This window comes from Mycobacterium sp. IDUB_39, from assembly GCF_055419205.1.
On the sequence record NZ_JBVAXF010000003.1, the window covers coordinates 259853 to 275185 of the forward strand.

At 68.0% G+C, this 15333-nt stretch carries 17 protein-coding genes; 8 read left to right on the forward strand and 9 right to left on the reverse strand.

The window, feature by feature from the left end:
- Positions 1 to 18: 18 nt before the first annotated feature.
- On the forward strand, positions 19 to 1557 hold the full coding sequence (locus tag ACZY0X_RS13165) for an HNH endonuclease signature motif containing protein (RefSeq protein WP_463770990.1): 1539 nt from the start codon (positions 19 to 21) through the stop codon (positions 1555 to 1557).
- Between the two features lie 455 nt (positions 1558 to 2012).
- Here the strand turns inward: ACZY0X_RS13165 and yaaA are convergent, their stop codons facing one another.
- From yaaA to ACZY0X_RS13185, 4 genes are all read right to left on the reverse strand, one after another.
- The gene (gene yaaA, locus ACZY0X_RS13170; protein WP_463770992.1) at positions 2013 to 2759 is read right to left on the reverse strand and encodes a peroxide stress protein YaaA; all 747 of its coding nucleotides are present in this window, start codon (positions 2757 to 2759) and stop codon (positions 2013 to 2015) included.
- Positions 2760 to 2785: 26 nt separating this feature from the next.
- The gene (locus tag ACZY0X_RS13175) at positions 2786 to 3922 is read right to left on the reverse strand and encodes an alkaline phosphatase family protein (RefSeq protein ID WP_463770993.1); all 1137 of its coding nucleotides are present in this window, start codon (positions 3920 to 3922) and stop codon (positions 2786 to 2788) included.
- The gene (locus tag ACZY0X_RS13180) at positions 3919 to 4512 is read right to left on the reverse strand and encodes a class I SAM-dependent DNA methyltransferase (protein WP_463770995.1); all 594 of its coding nucleotides are present in this window, start codon (positions 4510 to 4512) and stop codon (positions 3919 to 3921) included. Before ACZY0X_RS13180 ends, ACZY0X_RS13175 begins: the two co-directional genes overlap by 4 nt.
- A 77-nt stretch (positions 4513 to 4589) precedes the next feature.
- The gene (locus ACZY0X_RS13185) at positions 4590 to 5030 is read right to left on the reverse strand and encodes a QcrA and Rieske domain-containing protein (RefSeq protein WP_463770996.1); all 441 of its coding nucleotides are present in this window, start codon (positions 5028 to 5030) and stop codon (positions 4590 to 4592) included.
- A gap of 333 nt (positions 5031 to 5363) precedes the next feature.
- On the opposite strand from ACZY0X_RS13185, the gene ACZY0X_RS13190 reads away from it, so the two are divergent.
- Positions 5364 to 6608, forward strand: coding sequence for an acyltransferase family protein (locus ACZY0X_RS13190; RefSeq protein WP_463770998.1), 1245 nt, complete (start codon positions 5364 to 5366; stop codon positions 6606 to 6608).
- A gap of 14 nt (positions 6609 to 6622) precedes the next feature.
- On the forward strand, positions 6623 to 7315 hold the full coding sequence (locus ACZY0X_RS13195; RefSeq protein WP_463770999.1) for an Rv0518 family GDSL lipase: 693 nt from the start codon (positions 6623 to 6625) through the stop codon (positions 7313 to 7315).
- A 16-nt stretch (positions 7316 to 7331) separates the two neighbouring features.
- Here the strand turns inward: ACZY0X_RS13195 and ACZY0X_RS13200 are convergent, their stop codons facing one another.
- Positions 7332 to 8159: an aminoglycoside phosphotransferase family protein gene (locus tag ACZY0X_RS13200; protein WP_463771001.1), complete on the reverse strand. Its 828-nt coding sequence runs from the start codon at positions 8157 to 8159 to the stop codon at positions 7332 to 7334.
- Between the two features lie 68 nt (positions 8160 to 8227).
- Between ACZY0X_RS13200 and ACZY0X_RS13205 the strand changes: the two genes are divergently transcribed.
- Positions 8228 to 8656 (forward strand): PPOX class F420-dependent oxidoreductase, encoded by a 429-nt coding sequence (locus ACZY0X_RS13205; RefSeq protein WP_241405264.1) that lies wholly within the window; start codon positions 8228 to 8230, stop codon positions 8654 to 8656.
- A 29-nt stretch (positions 8657 to 8685) separates the two neighbouring features.
- Here ACZY0X_RS13205 and ACZY0X_RS13210 read toward each other — a convergent pair whose 3' ends face one another.
- Positions 8686 to 9273: a hypothetical protein gene (locus tag ACZY0X_RS13210; RefSeq protein ID WP_463771002.1), complete on the reverse strand. Its 588-nt coding sequence runs from the start codon at positions 9271 to 9273 to the stop codon at positions 8686 to 8688.
- A gap of 88 nt (positions 9274 to 9361) precedes the next feature.
- On the opposite strand from ACZY0X_RS13210, the gene ACZY0X_RS13215 reads away from it, so the two are divergent.
- Complete coding sequence (locus ACZY0X_RS13215) at positions 9362 to 10318, forward strand: enolase C-terminal domain-like protein (RefSeq protein WP_463771004.1); 957 nt, start codon at positions 9362 to 9364, stop codon at positions 10316 to 10318.
- Between the two features lie 4 nt (positions 10319 to 10322).
- Here ACZY0X_RS13215 and ACZY0X_RS13220 read toward each other — a convergent pair whose 3' ends face one another.
- Together ACZY0X_RS13220 and tenA are read right to left on the reverse strand one after the other, a co-directional pair.
- On the reverse strand, positions 10323 to 10619 hold the full coding sequence (locus ACZY0X_RS13220) for a DUF4193 domain-containing protein (RefSeq protein WP_463771005.1): 297 nt from the start codon (positions 10617 to 10619) through the stop codon (positions 10323 to 10325).
- A 170-nt stretch (positions 10620 to 10789) separates the two neighbouring features.
- Positions 10790 to 11470, reverse strand: a complete 681-nt coding sequence (gene tenA / locus ACZY0X_RS13225; protein ID WP_463771006.1) for a thiaminase II — start codon at positions 11468 to 11470, stop codon at positions 10790 to 10792.
- Between the two features lie 280 nt (positions 11471 to 11750).
- Here tenA and ripD point away from each other — a divergent pair, with 280 nt between their 5' ends.
- The 3 genes from ripD (at position 11751) to ACZY0X_RS13240 (ending at position 14017) form a co-directional block, all read left to right on the forward strand.
- Complete coding sequence (gene ripD / locus ACZY0X_RS13230) at positions 11751 to 12332, forward strand: NlpC/P60 family peptidoglycan-binding protein RipD (RefSeq protein ID WP_463771008.1); 582 nt, start codon at positions 11751 to 11753, stop codon at positions 12330 to 12332.
- A 78-nt stretch (positions 12333 to 12410) separates the two neighbouring features.
- Entirely contained in the window at positions 12411 to 12905 is a 495-nt protein-coding gene (gene tpx / locus ACZY0X_RS13235) for a thiol peroxidase (protein ID WP_463771009.1), read from the forward strand.
- A gap of 92 nt (positions 12906 to 12997) precedes the next feature.
- Positions 12998 to 14017: an NADP-dependent oxidoreductase gene (locus tag ACZY0X_RS13240; RefSeq protein ID WP_463771011.1), complete on the forward strand. Its 1020-nt coding sequence runs from the start codon at positions 12998 to 13000 to the stop codon at positions 14015 to 14017.
- 88 nt (positions 14018 to 14105) lie between these two features.
- Here ACZY0X_RS13240 and ACZY0X_RS13245 read toward each other — a convergent pair whose 3' ends face one another.
- Positions 14106 to 15269 (reverse strand): acyl-CoA dehydrogenase family protein, encoded by a 1164-nt coding sequence (locus ACZY0X_RS13245; protein ID WP_463771574.1) that lies wholly within the window; start codon positions 15267 to 15269, stop codon positions 14106 to 14108.
- Positions 15270 to 15333 lie beyond the last annotated feature (64 nt).

Below are 15333 nucleotides of genomic sequence, written 5' to 3' on the forward strand. Positions count from 1 at the left end.
ACTGTGTTCGATGAATTCGTGTCAGCCGCAACCCGGGCCTCTGGTGGTGAGGCTGTGGCGGCGTGGGCACGGGTCGAGTCCGCGGCCTGCGCGCGGCGCCTGAGCGCGATGGTGGCAATGCTCGATGTCCGCCAGTCCGCCGATGACTCCGCCTCGCGGGAACAGTGGTACCTGGACAACTGGGGAGCGGTCTGCGCCGAGATCGGCGCCGCCCAACAGATCAGCTCCGCGGCGGCATCGAATCAACTGCTGGTCGCGACCTCGCTGCGTGACCGGCTGCCGAGGGTCGCGGCGGCCTTCTCCCAGGGCCAGCTGTCCTACCGGCTGGTGTCCACCGCGGTGTGGCGTACCGCCCTGATCAAGGACGCCGACGCCCTGCGTGCCGTCGATGCCGATCTGGCCCACGCGCTGACCGACTCGCCGCCGATGTCTCAGGAGAGGACGGTCGACGCGATCGACGTGTTCGTCGACCGACACGACCCGCATGCCTTGCGCCGCACGCAGACACGGGCGCGCTCCCGCGGTGTTGATATCGACGTCGATGACGCCTCCGGTATCGCGACACTGTGGGGCGAGCTGTTCGCCCACGATGCCAAGGCGCTGGACCGGCGTCTCGGCGGGCTGGCCGACACCGTGTGCGGGCGAGACCCCCGCACACGCGATCAGCGCCGCGCCGACGCCCTCGGTGCGCTGGCCGCCGGAGCGGATCGACTGACCTGCCTGTGCGAGGACCCCGACTGCGCCGCCGCCGCACCGGCCCGCAGTTCTGCGGTGGTCTACGTCATCACCCGCGACGACACCCTCACCGACCAGAGCGACGTGACAGCGAGCCAAGACCCCACGCTCGACGGCGAGCAGCCGCGCATGTTCGACAAACCCGTGCGCGAACTGACCCTGGCTGAGGCGCTCACCGACACCGACCCCGGCGAGCTGGCGGCCACCGCACCCGGAGTGATGATCGACGGGCCTGTTCTGGCCGGCCCAATCATCCGCCGTCTCGCCCTGACCGCCGCGATCAAACACGTTCTGCACCCCGGGACCGCACCACCGGAACCCCGTTACGTGCCGTCGATGGCGTTGGCGGATTTCGTGCGCTGCCGCGACCTGACGTGCCGGTTCCCGGGCTGCGACGAACCGGCCACTGCCTGCGACCTCGACCACACGATTCCGTACCCCGTCGGGCCCACGTGTGCGTCGAACCTGAAGTGTCTGTGCCGAAAACACCACCTGCTCAAAACCTTCTGGAGTGGTCAGGGCGGCTGGCGCGACCGCCAAGACCCCGACGGCACCGTCATCTGGACCGCACCCGACGGACAGACCTACCGCACCTGCCCGGGCAGCAGCTTGCTGTTCCCCGAACTGTGCGCACCGACCGCACCCGTCGCCGCCAGCATCACGCGCACGACGACGCACGCACCGAGCCCCAATGACGGGCTCACCATGCCACGACGCACCACCACCCGAGCGCAGGCCCGTACACACCGCATCACCGAGGAACGTCGGCTCAACGAAACCGACCCGCAGCGTCAGCCCGTCAGCACGGCACCGCCCTTCTGACTGGCCCGCAACCAGCGTGTTTACGCCAAAAGCAGAGGGGTATTCTGGTTGCACGGGTCGTGAGGTTGGTCTGCCGTCCACCACAGCAACGACATACCGGCTTCCTTGTATCGCGCGTCAATACCCTGCCTCATCTCGGAGGCAGCGGCGACGGGCAGGAAGGAGACCGCAGATGAATCTGAAGAAGGCTGCGGCGACAGCAATGATCGCTGGTGCCCTTGGGGCTGCGTCCCTCGGACTCGAACCGGCTTCAGCACAGGCTGATCCCGGTTGGGGTCCGGACATTCCGTGGATTCCGGGGCCGGGCGATTGGGTCGATTGGAATCCGGGAGTCAATTGGGGCTCGCCCGGACAGGTCAAGAAGTGGTGCCCCTGGCAGTCCCCGCCCGGTCACTGGATCGGCGGTCCGCACGGGATTCCGTGCACCTAGACGCGAGTCTGCCTGCGACGCTTCACTAGCCAGTGACCACGACGGTTAGCGCGTTACCGCTGCGTTCCACCTGCATGCCTGCGCGTCTGGCCACCGCCGCCACCTTCGCCGCATCGTCGGGCTCGGACTTGGAGCTGACGAGCGCACGCGCCAACCGACCCTTGTGAGCCTTGTTGAAGTGGCTCACCACGACGCGGCTTCCGTCGGGGCGTTCCGACACCACGTCGACTGTGACCGCACCGGGCACCCGCGCCAGCGCCGCGTACGCACCGGAGCGCAGATCGACGATCAGTTCATCGAGCGCCAGCGCCGCGAGTACGGGCTCCAGGACAGGTTTCCATCGGGCCGCCAACGAGGGCCGACCGGGCAACTTCGACCCGGCCGACAGCCGGTAGGCGGGCACCGAGTCGTCGGCGCGCAGCAACCCGAACAGCGCAGAGCCCACCGCCAGTCGCGCCCGCGCCCTCGATGCCGTTGCCCCACTGAGGGATTCGACATCCAGGGCGTCGTAGAGAACGCCGGTGTAGCGATTGATCGCGGGCATGGTGCCCGCGGTGAGCAGGGCGGCGTTGCGGTCGATCTCGGCATCTTGGGCCGCCGAGATACCCAGGGCCTTTCGGCAGGTCGGCCGATCGGCCGCCAGGGCGACAAGTTCGCCCGTCAACTCCGACCGCAGCGGGCCCAACTCTGGCGAGCCCAACGTGTCGAGGCGAAGTGGCGGCCCATCGCCGCCGTCACGTTTGGTCTCCGAAGGCGGCAGCAGGACGATCACGGGCGTTGAGGTTAACGGAGTGGGGATCAGCCATGCGCAAGCAGCAGTGGCACGCGCTGCTCGGCGGACGTCAGCGATCCGTGGTGGCCGATGAGCGCGGACTCGATGGGTTCCACGGTGCGGCGCACCATCGCCGCCGAATCCCGGGCGGCCGCCACCACGTCACCGATCCGCACGCGAGTCTCATCGGAGACGCGTGCGCCGAACCACCCGGCCGCGATCGCCTCGTCCCGCGACACCACCCACGCCCGATCCGCGAGAGTCTCCTGCCACGCGGCGAGGACCGCGTCCGCGGCTCCGGCGGCGGTGTAGACGTGACGGGCACGGGCCTCACCCCCGATCTCGGCGACACCGTCGAGCAGCAGGGGAGAGGCGTCGAGGTCGACGACGCCGGCCGCGTCGACCTCGACCATGCCGTGATCGGCGACCACGGCCAGCAGACCGCCGGGCGGCAGGGTCTCCACCACTGACTCGACCAGGCGATCGACCTGCCGCAGCTGCGCGCGCCACGCATCAGACCCCGGGCCGTACAGGTGACCCAGCAGATCGAGGTCGGCGTGATAGCCGTAGCAGAAGCCGCCATCGGCGACGACGGCGCGCACATTGGCGGCGAGGTCACCGATCGCATGAACGCCGACGTAGCGGCCGCCGCGCAGGACCGCGCGGGTCAGCCCGGAGTCGGCGAACTTCGCCGCGGAGATCACGCTGACGGCGAAGCCGGCCGACGCGGCCCGCTCAAATGTGGTCGGAAGCGGTTGTACCTGTTCGGGTTCGACCGTCGCTCGCAGGTCGTCTCCCCAGGGGTGGGGCCGCCAGCTCAGAGCGTTGACGACACCGGTTCCGGGCAGCAGGAAGCTGTATCCGACCATGCCGTGCTCACCGGACCTGCAGCCGGTGCCGACTGCGGCCAGGCCCGCCGCGGTGGTGGACGGAAACCCGACGCTGATCGTCTGTCCCCGAAGTCCGGCCAGCACAGGTGCGTCGCCGGCGTGGGCGTCCAGCAGCTCGGCGCCGAGCCCGTCGATCAGCAGCACGCAGGCGCCGGAGACGTCACCCGGGAGTGCGATCGGGCTGGCGAACCCGGCCGCGCCCATCGCGGTGAGAACCGCGGGGACCACATCACTGAGGTGCGCGAGATCCGGATCGGGCGACGGCAGCGTCATGACCGGTCCCTGGCGTGCACCGTCACCGCGTAGTCGCCCCCGGTGAATGGGTCACGGTTCCAGGTGGACCACCGGGCCACTGGCTGCAGACCCGCGGCCTCGGCGAGCTCGTCGTAGCGCTGCAGCGACAACCGGTCCGGCAGGATCTGAAAGCCAGCGACCAGAATGCCGCCCTCAACCAACCGCCCCGCGGCCGCCGCGAGGACGGCCCCCTCTGAGCCCGGGTCGACGAAGATCATCACATTGCCGGCGAGGACAACCAGGTCGAAGCGCTCGTCGGTGACGGCCGCCAGATCGGCGAGATCGGCCTGAAGCCAGGCGAGTTCGGGGGCCTTGTCGCGGGCGGTCGACAGCATGGCTGGGTCGACGTCGACACCGGTGACGCGGTACCCGCGGGCGGCCAGCTCGATCGCCACCCGACCCGTCCCGCAGCCCGCGTCGAGCACGCGCGTGCCGCCCGCCTCGTGCAACAGAGCGTCGACGAGGTCAGCCTCACCGTGGATGCTGCGGCCCTGTGCGGCCAGCGCTCGCCAGCGAGCGTCGTAGTCGTCGCCCCGCGGCGCGTCCGAGTTCTGCCATCGGGTGGTCATCGCGCCATCCTCGCACCCTCTATGATTTCGGCGCGCAAACCGTCGCTGAGCGAACGAAAGCGCGCCGAAATCCCAGCTCAGCCGGCGAGGATCGCGTCCCCGTTTATCGACACGGCCTTACGCTCCAGCGGCTTGACCGCCGGACCATTCACGACAGCACCCTCGAGATCGAACCGGCTGCCGTGGCACGGGCAGACGATGATCGCGTCGATCACCTCCGACACTTTGCATCCGCGGTGCGGGCAGACCGACGAGAAGCCGTTGAAAACGCCTGCGGTCGGTTGGGTGAGCACGTACTCGTCGACGATGATCCCGGACCCGACGGGCACATCGGACGTCTTCGCAAGCGGGGCCCCGGCGGCCGGTGCGCCCTCGCCTCCCACTGTGGACGAACCCGTTGACGACTCGGCGGACTTGTCCTCGGCAGTAGCGCAGCCGGCGAGTGCGGTCGCGGCCAGGCCGAGGCCCGTCCCGACGATCACGGTGCGGCGAGGTTGTCGAATCTCGTCCAGCGGCATGGCTGCCTCTTTCGTCGTTTGGCTGTGAGCCGATTGTGTACCCGTGCGCGCGGGGCGGCGCCATGTTGAAGAATTATGATTTCGCTGTACTGGTGCATGTCTTTTCGGCTGGGCAGGCCCTCACCCCCAAGTGGCGTTTGCTGGCGAGCGCCGGTGGCGCGGAGGTTTGCCACACACAGGAATCGCACAGTGTCGCGCTCACCCAAACGGCTCCGACACGCTGCTACCCTGCGATGGCTGCCGGTTGCCTGGTCACCCCCGAGGGGTGGACCGCCCGGTGGCGCGACGCAAGGGCGCGAACGAACAAGTGCGAAGTGATACGGAAAGAGTGTTGTGCGCAGCGGTGAGATCAAGGCTCTGACAGGCCTGCGGATCGTCGCCGCGGTATGGGTGGTGCTCTTTCACTTTCGGCCGCTGCTCGGGGAGGCCGCACCGGATTTCGCCGCTGCACTGGCTCCCGTGCTCGACGCCGGCGCACAAGGCGTCGACCTCTTCTTCATCCTCAGTGGATTCGTGCTGACCTGGACCTACCTGGACAGGATGGGCCGTACCTGGTCCATGCGGGCCACACTGCGGTTCCTGTGGTTGCGGCTGGCTCGGGTGTGGCCGATTTACCTCGTCACACTGCATCTCGCCGCCCTGTGGATCATCTTCACGCTCAATGTCGGTCACGTGCCGTCGGAGAACGTCGACACGCTGACGGCGACGAGTTACATTCGCCAACTGTTCCTGGTCCAGCTGTGGTACCAGCCGTTCTTCGACGGGACGAGCTGGAACGGCCCTGCCTGGTCGATCAGTGCCGAGTGGCTCGCCTACTTGTTGTTCGCAGGCATCGCCCTGGTGGTGTTCCGGATGGCACGGGCGACGCGGGCGCGCGGCCTACTGCTGCTGGCCTTCGCTGCGTCCCTGCCACCGGTGATGCTGCTGCTGGCCTCCGGCGAGTTCTACACGCCATGGAGCTGGTTGCCGCGCATCGTCATGCAGTTCACCGCGGGCGCGCTGGCATGTGCCGCTGTCCGCAAGCTAGAACCCACCGATCGCACCCGCCAGGCCGCTGGCTACGCGTCAATCGTGCTGATCGTCGCGATCGTCGGCGCGCTGTACTACTACAGCACCCACCCGGTGGCGACGGTCCGGGATGCGGGCGGCCTCATCGACGTGCTGTTCCTGCCGCTGGTGGTGGCCCTGTCCATAGGGGCGGGCAGCCTGCCGCGGCTGCTGTCCACGCGGGTGCTGGTCTACCTCGGCCAGATCTCGTTCGCCCTCTACATGGTGCACGAACTCATCCACACGGCCTGGACCTGGGCGGCCAAGCAGTTCGAGATCACTCTCACCGGTGGCGCCGGCAAGCTCATCGTCGTGGGGCTGATCGCGGCGGCCCTGGCGTTCTCGAGCCTGATGTACCACCTGGTCGAAGAACCCGCGCGACGGTGGATGCGCCGGATGGTCGACGTCAGGGAAGTCGCCGCGGGCACCCGCGACGATGAGGGGAAGGGCCCGTCGGGCGGCGGCAGGCTGCATCCGGTCGACACCGCGCACGACACACGATCCGAGGCCTTCTCGGCCCGCGCTGGATGAACTGGAGGATAGCTGTGGGTCGTGTCGCCGCTGCCGTTGTGGCGCTCGTCGTCATCGCCGGTGCGTTGCTCGCGCCGAGTTCGACGGCGCCGCACCCCGTGCTGCTCACTCGGGAGTCTCCGCTCTACAGCGTGGCGGTGGTGGGTGACTCCTACACCACCGGGAGCACCGAGGGCGGCAATGGAGCGCAAGGCTGGACAGCGCTGACCTGGCAGAAGCTCGCACGCGGGGGTCAGGATGTGGATCCTAACGTCGCCGCCGAGGGTCGCGCGGGATACGTCGTGCGCGGCTACAACGGCAACGTGTTCGGCGACCTGACACCGCGCGCCGTCACGGCCAACGACGTACTCGTCGTGTTCTTCGGGTCGCGAAACGACCAGGGGGCCGACCCGTTGGCGCTTGCCGGGATGACGCAGGATGCCTTCGCGCAGGCTCACCGCATCGCTCCGCGGGCGAACCTTCTGGTGATCGGACCACCGTGGCCCACCGCAGACGTGCCCCAGGCAGTGCTTCAGATTCGCGATGTCCTGCGCTTCACGGCGAGCATGGCCGGCGCGACCTTCATCGACCCGATCGCCGAGCAGTGGTTCGTGGGCCGACCCGACCTCATCGGCGCCGACGGCGTACACCCCACCGACGCCGGACACGCCTACATGGCGGAGAGGATCGCGCCCCTCATCAGCGCGCAGTTGCCGCGCCGGGTGTGAATCGGAACCGCGGGTGTCAGCCCTGCACGGCCTTGGCGATGGCCACGCATCGGGTCAACAATGCGGGATCTGGTTGTACGGCCGTCAGACCAACCATCGCCTCGCGTACGGCACGCACCACCACCCAGTCCCGCGCCCGCTCGTCGGCCAGACCTGCGGCGTCCACCACGGCGAAGAATCGTCGGCGGATGCCGCCGCGGGTATCACCGGCGAGTTCGTCCCACCGGTTCCAGAGCATCGGCGCGACCTCGAAGTGCGGGTCGCCGTTGATCGGCCTGGGACTTATCGACAGCCACGGCTCACGATCGGCGGCCAGGACGTTCCCATAGTGGAGGTCGCCGTGAACGAGCGTGGCACTGGTTGCACTGTCCGAGGAGAAGTCCCGTCCGTGCGCAATGGACTGCTCGACCAACCGGCGAGGTATGGGCGCACTGCGCGGGAGCGCGCCGAGGTCCTCGGTCCAGCTCGCGACCATGTCGGCGAGGTCGGGCAGCTGCGGCATCGCGGGCACATGGAGCCGCCCGTATAGCGACGCGACAACCTCGCATGCCTCGATGTCCCAGAGATCGTCGAGGTTCCGGTTGTGCAGCCGCTCCAGCAGCACCGCTCGCCGGTGCGGATCGGCCCGCATCAACAACACCGCACCATTGCCGCCCCAGCGGCGTAGCGCCAGGTGCTCCAGCGTGGGAATGGTTGCGGGAAGGGCGATCTTGAGCACGGCGGGTACGCGGTCCGACGTGTGGACGGGCACCGTCACCGAACCATGTCCATGGGCTACCGGGCCGTCGACCACCAGATCCCACGCCTCGAGGGTGTCGCTCACCAGCCTGGGTAGGTCGATCACCGCGTCATCGTCGCACCCCGCACAGGCACGGCGGGAATGGCTGTCAGCCCTGGCACGTTGCGATGGGCATGCCCGAACCCTTTGACCCTCGTGACCTGCTGGCCGAGAGTGGCCTGGGGGTCCTGGCCACCATCAAGGCCGACGGGATGCCGCAGCTGTCGCCGGTGACGCCGTTTTACGACCGCGACGCCGACGTCGTCTATGTGTCGATGACCGAAGGGCGTGCCAAGACGGTCAACCTCCGCCGCGATCCGCGGGCCGCGCTCGAGGTCACGAGCCGTGACGGTTGGTCGTGGGCCACCGCAGAGGGCACGGTGACACTCACCGGGCCCGGCACCGACCCGCATGGTCCCGAGGTTGGGGCGTTGGTGGACTACTACCGGGCCGCGGCCGGTGAGCATCCCGACTGGGACGAGTACCGATCGGTCATGGTGTCGGACCGCAGAGTCCTGATGAGACTGGCCGTCACCCGCGTGTACGGCGAACGGATCCGCTGACCCGCACCGCGCTCGCACCCCAGGATGAGTCAGCGGGGCTGCCGAGGTATCGGTGCGACGCTCAGCGGCGCACGGGTGACGGGTGTGCGGGTGACGCCGATCTCGGGTTTCCCGTCGGGCCGCGATGGTCTGGACCGCGGCCACTGTCCACTTCGGTTGGCTGGCGGATTGAGTTTCTCAGCCGTCGGACGCGGCGGCGGGGGAGGCGGCGGAGCGACCTCGATGGGCTCGCCCCGGCTCGTCGGGGCCCGTGGGCTGGCGGGAGCGGGCTCGCCGGTCGGCGACACCGCGGGGGAGTCATCGCCATTGCTGCCCGGACTCCGGAGCACGCCGATGACGCCCCACGAAGCGACTGCGAGAATCAGAGCCACCGCCAGCACCGGGAACAGTCGCTTGGTCTGATACCAAGGTCGATTCCGGTAGCCCCCCGCCAACGCGCTGATACCTGATAGCACTGTGACATTCGGGTCACCGACTCTTGCCGAGCCGAATCCGGGTGGGTAGTCCCGGTCATCGGGCGGGTGGTCGTGGGAATCGTCATGATCGCCGTCGAGGAGCGGGCGTGGTGTCATCAACGCCTCATCGGCGGCTCGTTGGATGACTCTGCGTTCCGTCATCCAACCCGTCATCGGCTCAGAGTAACCGGCTGCCGCTGTGGCGATGGCAGTCGCTGCTCGCCCATGGGCACTCGCTAAGTTGACGTTGATGAGGACGCTGATCGACTTCGCCGCGGCACCCGTGTTCGCGCTCCCCGTGACCGACGGTTCCGGGACCGTGTTCGAGGGCGTGCTGCTTGAGGGACCACAGGGTTGGGGTGAGTTCAGTCCGCCCGACGACTGCGCCGTCGGCGATCTGCATCGGTGGCTGACGGCGGCGACGGAGCCCGGCACCGTGGGTTGGCCCGACGCGGTGCGCGGCAGGGTTCCCGTTGCCATCGGTGTGCCGGCGGTCGATCCATCTCGCGCACGCCAGCTGGTGGCCGAATCCGGTTGCCGCAGTGCAGACGTCGCGGTGGGGGCGGGTGCGATTGCCGACGACATCGCCAGGCTCGAGGCCGTCCGCGACGGTCTAGGCCGGGACGGCGCCATCCGGTTGAACGCCGGCGGCGCATGGGATGTCGATGCGGCGGTCTCGGCCATTGCAGTCCTGGCCAAGGCAGCTGGCGGCATCGAATACGTCGAGCAGCCGTGTCGCAGCCTGGACGAGTTGGCCGCGGTCCGCCGACGCGTGGCCGTTTCCGTTGCTGTTCCCGCATCGCGTCTGCTCGCTGACACGGCACCCGCGGCACCAGCCGACGCCGCCGACGTGGCGGTGCTGGCCTGTGCTCCGCTGGGCGGTGTGCGGCGCGCGCTGCGCCAAGCCGAGCGGCTCGAGCTGCCCTGCGTAGTGACGTCCGCGGTCGAGACCAGCGTCGGACTGGCTGCGGGGCTGGCACTGGCCGGCGCTCTGGCCGAATTGCCGTTCGCCTACGGGTTCGCCACCGCGGCGCGACTCGGTGGCGATGTGGTCTCATCCGGCCGGACGCTGGTCGCCGTCGATGGCCATCTACCGGTTGCGCCGATGCCACCGGCCCCCGACGCCGACGCCCTGGCGCGCTACGCCCTCACCGATCCGACAAGGATCGCGTGGTGGCGCGAACGCGTGCGCGCTGCGCTCCTGTAGGACCTCAGCTGCAGTCGGTGCAGATCTGCTGGTTGCCCGACTCCATCGCGAGACGGTTGCGGTGGTGGACCAGGAAGCAACGCGAGCACGTGAACTCATCGGCCTGCTTGGGCACGACCCGAACCGTCAGCTCCTCACCGGACAGGTCCGCACCGGGCAGATCGAACATGTCGTCGTCGCCCTCGTCGACGTCGATCACCGCGGTGGCGGCGTCGGTCCGACGGCCCGCCAGCGCCTCCAACGATTCGTCGGCGGTGTCTTCGGTCTCGGTCTTACGTGGTGCGTCGTAATCGGTGGCCAAGGGAACGTCCTCTCGAGTGTGGAACCGGCGCCATCAGAACGTTGCGGATGGTGCCGAATGTTCCCGGGACACCTCGACTGAAACTTGACGAAGTGCGACTGGCCGTCGAACCCTACAGGTTGTGCGCGATGCCGCGCCCACGGGCATTCGACGGACCGCCGTCGCGCCGTTCAGACGGGCCAAATCTCGCGGCGGTAAGCGGCGTCGAAGAACATCCACTCGTAGCGCGACGTCGTCGCGAAGTGGGCCCGCGCAACCTCTTCCTCGGCGGGACTCAACATCGATCCGATCCGATCGGTGAGAGCAAGGACCTCGGCGACGGTCGCCGCGAACTCCTCCCCGCCGTAGCTGTCTATCCAGCGTTGGTAGCGACTGTCCGTCGAACCGCTCTGGGCGAGCGCGGCGCCGACCCTGGCATAGATCCAGTAGCACGGCAGGACTGCGGCCAGTCCCTCGGCGAAGCTGCCACCGTAGGCCGTGGCGAGCAAATAGCTGGTATATGCCCTGGTGGTGGGCGTGACCGGCGCCGCGCTCACTGCCGCTGAATCCAGTCCGATCTCGGGTAGCAGCGAGCCGTGCAGCTCAAGTTCCACGTCGAACACCTCGGCTGCGTGCCGCGCGAACATCGCCGTGTCGGCCAGGGTGGGGGCCTTAGCGCCGACGATGGCCAGGGCACGCGCGTAGTCCCGCAGGTAGTGCACGTCCTGGGCGACGTACTGGGCAAATGCGTCAATGTCGAGAGTGCCGTCACGCAGGCCTGTCACGAAAGGGTGCTCGAGGATTGCGGTGAAGGTCTGGTCGATCTCGTTCCAGAGCCGGGTCGACCATGCCTCATTTGTCGATTCGATCACGTGCAGCATCCTCGCACCCCGTTCGTCACAACGGGGACGCTGCCGAAAGCTCAACGCGTAAAACGTGATTGGGCTCACCATGAGATGGTCACCGTTCGGTCACGGTACGGGCAAGTTCCCACCGCCATGGGCCTTATTGACACAGGGGAGTGGCACAATTTGGGGTGCAAGTGACTGATGTGAAGGTTGTGACCTCATATTGAGGCCCGATGGCACACCAGCCCGACGGCACAGTGCAGTGCCAACCGCAGATGAACGACCGCAGAAGTGGGATTGAAGAATGAGACGCATCTACGCCATCGCGCTCGGCCTGGCCGTACTCCTCGCGACGCCCGGGCTGGCCCACGCGGACAACTACGCGACGCCGGCGCAGCGCCAGCAGGCGATCGACATGGTGATCAAGCGCGCCGTTTCGCAGCAGGGCGTCCCCTTCACCTACGGCGGTGGCGACATCAACGGACCGAGCCTTCCCCCCGTCCGCGAGGAGCCGCCCGCGACGGGCCTCACCGCGAACAACCCCGATCCACTGTTCCCCAGCCTCCTCACACCTGCGGCACCGGCGGCGCCCGTCGCACCGAAGGTCGCGGGATTCGACGCCTCCGGCCTGATCGTCTACGCCTTCGGTGGCGTGGGCATCAAGATGCCGCGCTCCTCGGGGGAGCAGTACAAGGTTGGCCGCAAGATCCTGCCGTCGCAGGCGCTGCCGGGTGACCTGATCTTCTACGGGCCCGAGGGCACGCAGAGCGTGACGATGTTCATCGGCAACGGACAGATGGTCGGGGTCACCGACACGGCCGTCACCGTGTCACCGGTCCGCACCAACGAGATGGCGCCCTACCTGAGCCGCATCATCGAGTGGTGACGCCAGTCCCAGGACCGTGCGACCGACGTTCGGCACCCTGACCGACCGCTGTGGCATCCGACTTGGCAGACTGTCGGCATGGCACAGATCACCTTGCGCGGAAACCCCATCAACACTGTCGGAGAACTGCCCACCGTCGGATCGCCGGCACCTGGCTTCGCCCTGACCGGAACTGACCTCGGCGAGATCAGCAGCGAGCAGTACAGCGGAAAGTCGGTCGTGCTGAACATCTTCCCGTCGGTGGACACGCCGGTGTGCGCCACCAGCGTCCGCACCTTCAACGAGCGCGTCGCCGGGAGTGGCGTTGCCGTGGTGTGCGTCTCGAACGATCTGCCGTTCGCGCAGAAGCGATTCTGCGGCGCGGAGGGCATCGAGAACGTCACGACGGCATCGGCGTTCCGCGGCAGCTTCGGCGAGGACTACGGCATGACGATCGCCGATGGCCCGATGGCGGGTCTACTGGGCCGGGCCGTCGTTGTCATCGGCGCGGACGGCAATGTGGCCTACGCCGAGCTCGTCCCCGAGATCGGCCAGGAGCCCAACTACGACGCGGCCATCGCGGCGGCGGGCTGACCCCATCTTCTCGAGAACGCCCCTCGGCCCGTCTTCACGGCGTCGAGGGGCGTTCTGCATTCTGAGGGCACCCGATTGGGTAGGTTCACGATGTGCCCGCTCTGATGAATCACCAAGTGCTGCTTCGCCGTCGACCCACCGGGGCGGTCGCACCCGGGGACACTGAGATCGTCGCGTCACCGGCTCCCGAGCCGGCCGAGGGCGAGGCGCTGCTGCGGACCACCTACGTGGGGATCGACGCCGCGGTACGGACCTGGCTGAACGATCAGCCGGGCTACCTGCCGCCGGTGGGACTCGGCGAGGTCATCCGTGCAGCCGGAATCGGCGAGGTCGTGGCGTCCCGGTGCGACGCCTACGCAGTCGGCGACATCGTCACGACCCTGACCGGATTCCAGGAGTACGTCATCATCCGCGATGACTTGTTCAGCACGCCGATGCCCGGGCTGACCGACCAGCTGGCGATCATGTCGGTGTACGGCCCGACCGGCGCCACGGCGTACTTCGGGATGGTCGACATCGGCAAGCCCAAGGAAGGCGAGACCGTCGTCGTCTCGGCCGCCGCGGGCGCCACCGGGTCAATCGCCGGACAGATCGCCAAGATTCACGGCGCCCGTGTGGTCGGCATCGCCGGTGGGCCACAGAAGTGCCGGGCCGTCGTCGAGGACTTCGGCTTCGACGCGTGTATCGACTACCGCGAGGACGGCCTGGCCGCCAGCCTCAAACAGCACTGCCCGCGCGGGGTCGATGTCTACTTCGACAACGTCGGCGGACCGATCCTCGATGCGGTGCTTGGCCGCCTCGCACCGCGGGCGCGTGTCGTCCTGTGCGGGGTCATCTCGAGCTATCTCACCGGCGAGCATCCCGGACCGTCGAACTACGTGAACCTGCTGGCGCGAACCGCGTCGATGCAGGGCTTCAATGCCCTCGATCAGTGGGGCCGCTTCGACGAGGCCTTCGCCGCGCTACGTCAGTGGGAGCAGGACGGCCTACTGCAGCATCGGCAGACCATCTTCGATGGTGTCGAGTCATGCGTCGACGCACTCAACGGACTCTTCACCGGGGCCAATATCGGCAAGATGCTTGTCGCTGTCGGCGAGCCGACGATTGGCTGAGGTCGGCGAGCCGACGATTGGCTGAGGTCGGCGAGCCGACGATTGGCTGAGGTCGGCGAGCCGACGATTAGTTGAAGTCGGCGAGCCGCTACAGCGCGAAGTGGTCCTCGATGGTGCCCAGCCATATCTGCGCCGCGTCGATGGCGACCTTCTCGCTGATGAACGCGTGCTGCGTACCGGTGTAGATGTCGCGGAACGCCCGCTCCAACCGGCTGCCCTCGCGGATGGACGTGGTGCCTGCGGCGAGATGGGCCCACTCGGCGCACGCGCGGGCAACGTCCGTCGCATACACCGCGGCGGCCCGCATGTCGGCACGACCCTGCGGGGTGAGCTCGGCACCGGCCTGCACGCCGGACTCGGCGCGACCATAGGTGTCGAGGACGAGCAATCGCGCCGCGCGCCAACTCATCACGTGATAGGCGAGGCTCTTCTGGAATGTCGGTCGGCTCGCGAGCGCCGCCATATCCGACATTCGGTACTTGGTGGCGGCGAGTTCCTGAACATCGTCGAGCATGCTCTTGGCGACACCCAGCGCCCACGCCGCGTGACCGGCGCCAGTCACGGCCATCATGCCCATCCGACCCACCGCTGAGGTACCGCGTAGGGGTTCGCGGGTGAACAGCTGAAACGTCCGGTACGCCGGCACGAACAGGTCCGCCACGTTGTAGTCGTAGGAGCCTGTGCCCTTGAGTCCTTGGACGTGCCAGCCGTCGGTGAAGGTGACCTCATCACGCGGCAGGACGGCGATCATCATCTCGGGGATGCCATCGGCGATCCAGCGCATCTCGCCGTCTTCCATCGGCAGGAAGCCGGCCGCCACATACGCCGAATGCGCCGTGCCGGAGCCGAAGTTCCACGCCCCGGTCAAGCGGTAGCCTCCGCCTGATGTCCCCGCCGGGGCGGCTCCGGCATCGACAACCACACCTTGGCCGTTCGGGGCGAACTGGCCGCCGATGGTCACCCGATTGCCATTGCGGGTGAACACCTCCTCGAAACCCGCGTCGGGCAGATAGGTCGCCGCGGCCAGCGACGACGGCATGTTCGCAATTCCTGTCCAGCCGAATGACCCGTCCTGCCAAGCCATCTCGATCCACGCCTCGATCATCTGAGCGAAGGAGGGTTCCGTGCCACCAGCGACCGCCGGGTTGAACGATGTCATCAGGCCGCTCGACCACATCGCATCGACGATCGGCGCAGAGAGTGTGCGCAGACGTTCCGATGCGGCGGCCTCCGCGGCCACGACATCGCGCATCGACCTCGCGAGGTCGACTGGATAGATCTGCGGCGGCGTGGCCGTCGCGGTGGATGCGTCGGTC

Coding starts and splice junctions, on each gene's coding strand:
- ACZY0X_RS13215 (WP_463771004.1), top strand. CDS start 9,362: ATGAGGACGCTGATCGACTTCGCCGCGGCACCCGTGTTCGCGCTCCCC.
- ACZY0X_RS13175 (WP_463770993.1), bottom strand. CDS start 3,922: ATGACGCTGCCGTCGCCCGATCCGGATCTCGCGCACCTCAGTGATGTG.
- ACZY0X_RS13185 (WP_463770996.1), bottom strand. CDS start 5,030: ATGCCGCTGGACGAGATTCGACAACCTCGCCGCACCGTGATCGTCGGG.
- ACZY0X_RS13205 (WP_241405264.1), top strand. CDS start 8,228: ATGCCCGAACCCTTTGACCCTCGTGACCTGCTGGCCGAGAGTGGCCTG.
- ACZY0X_RS13210 (WP_463771002.1), bottom strand. CDS start 9,273: ATGACGGAACGCAGAGTCATCCAACGAGCCGCCGATGAGGCGTTGATG.
- ACZY0X_RS13180 (WP_463770995.1), bottom strand. CDS start 4,512: ATGACCACCCGATGGCAGAACTCGGACGCGCCGCGGGGCGACGACTAC.
- ripD (WP_463771008.1), top strand. CDS start 11,751: ATGAGACGCATCTACGCCATCGCGCTCGGCCTGGCCGTACTCCTCGCG.
- tpx (WP_463771009.1), top strand. CDS start 12,411: ATGGCACAGATCACCTTGCGCGGAAACCCCATCAACACTGTCGGAGAA.
- ACZY0X_RS13245 (WP_463771574.1), bottom strand. CDS start 15,269: ATGCGCGATGTCGTGGCCGCGGAGGCCGCCGCATCGGAACGTCTGCGC.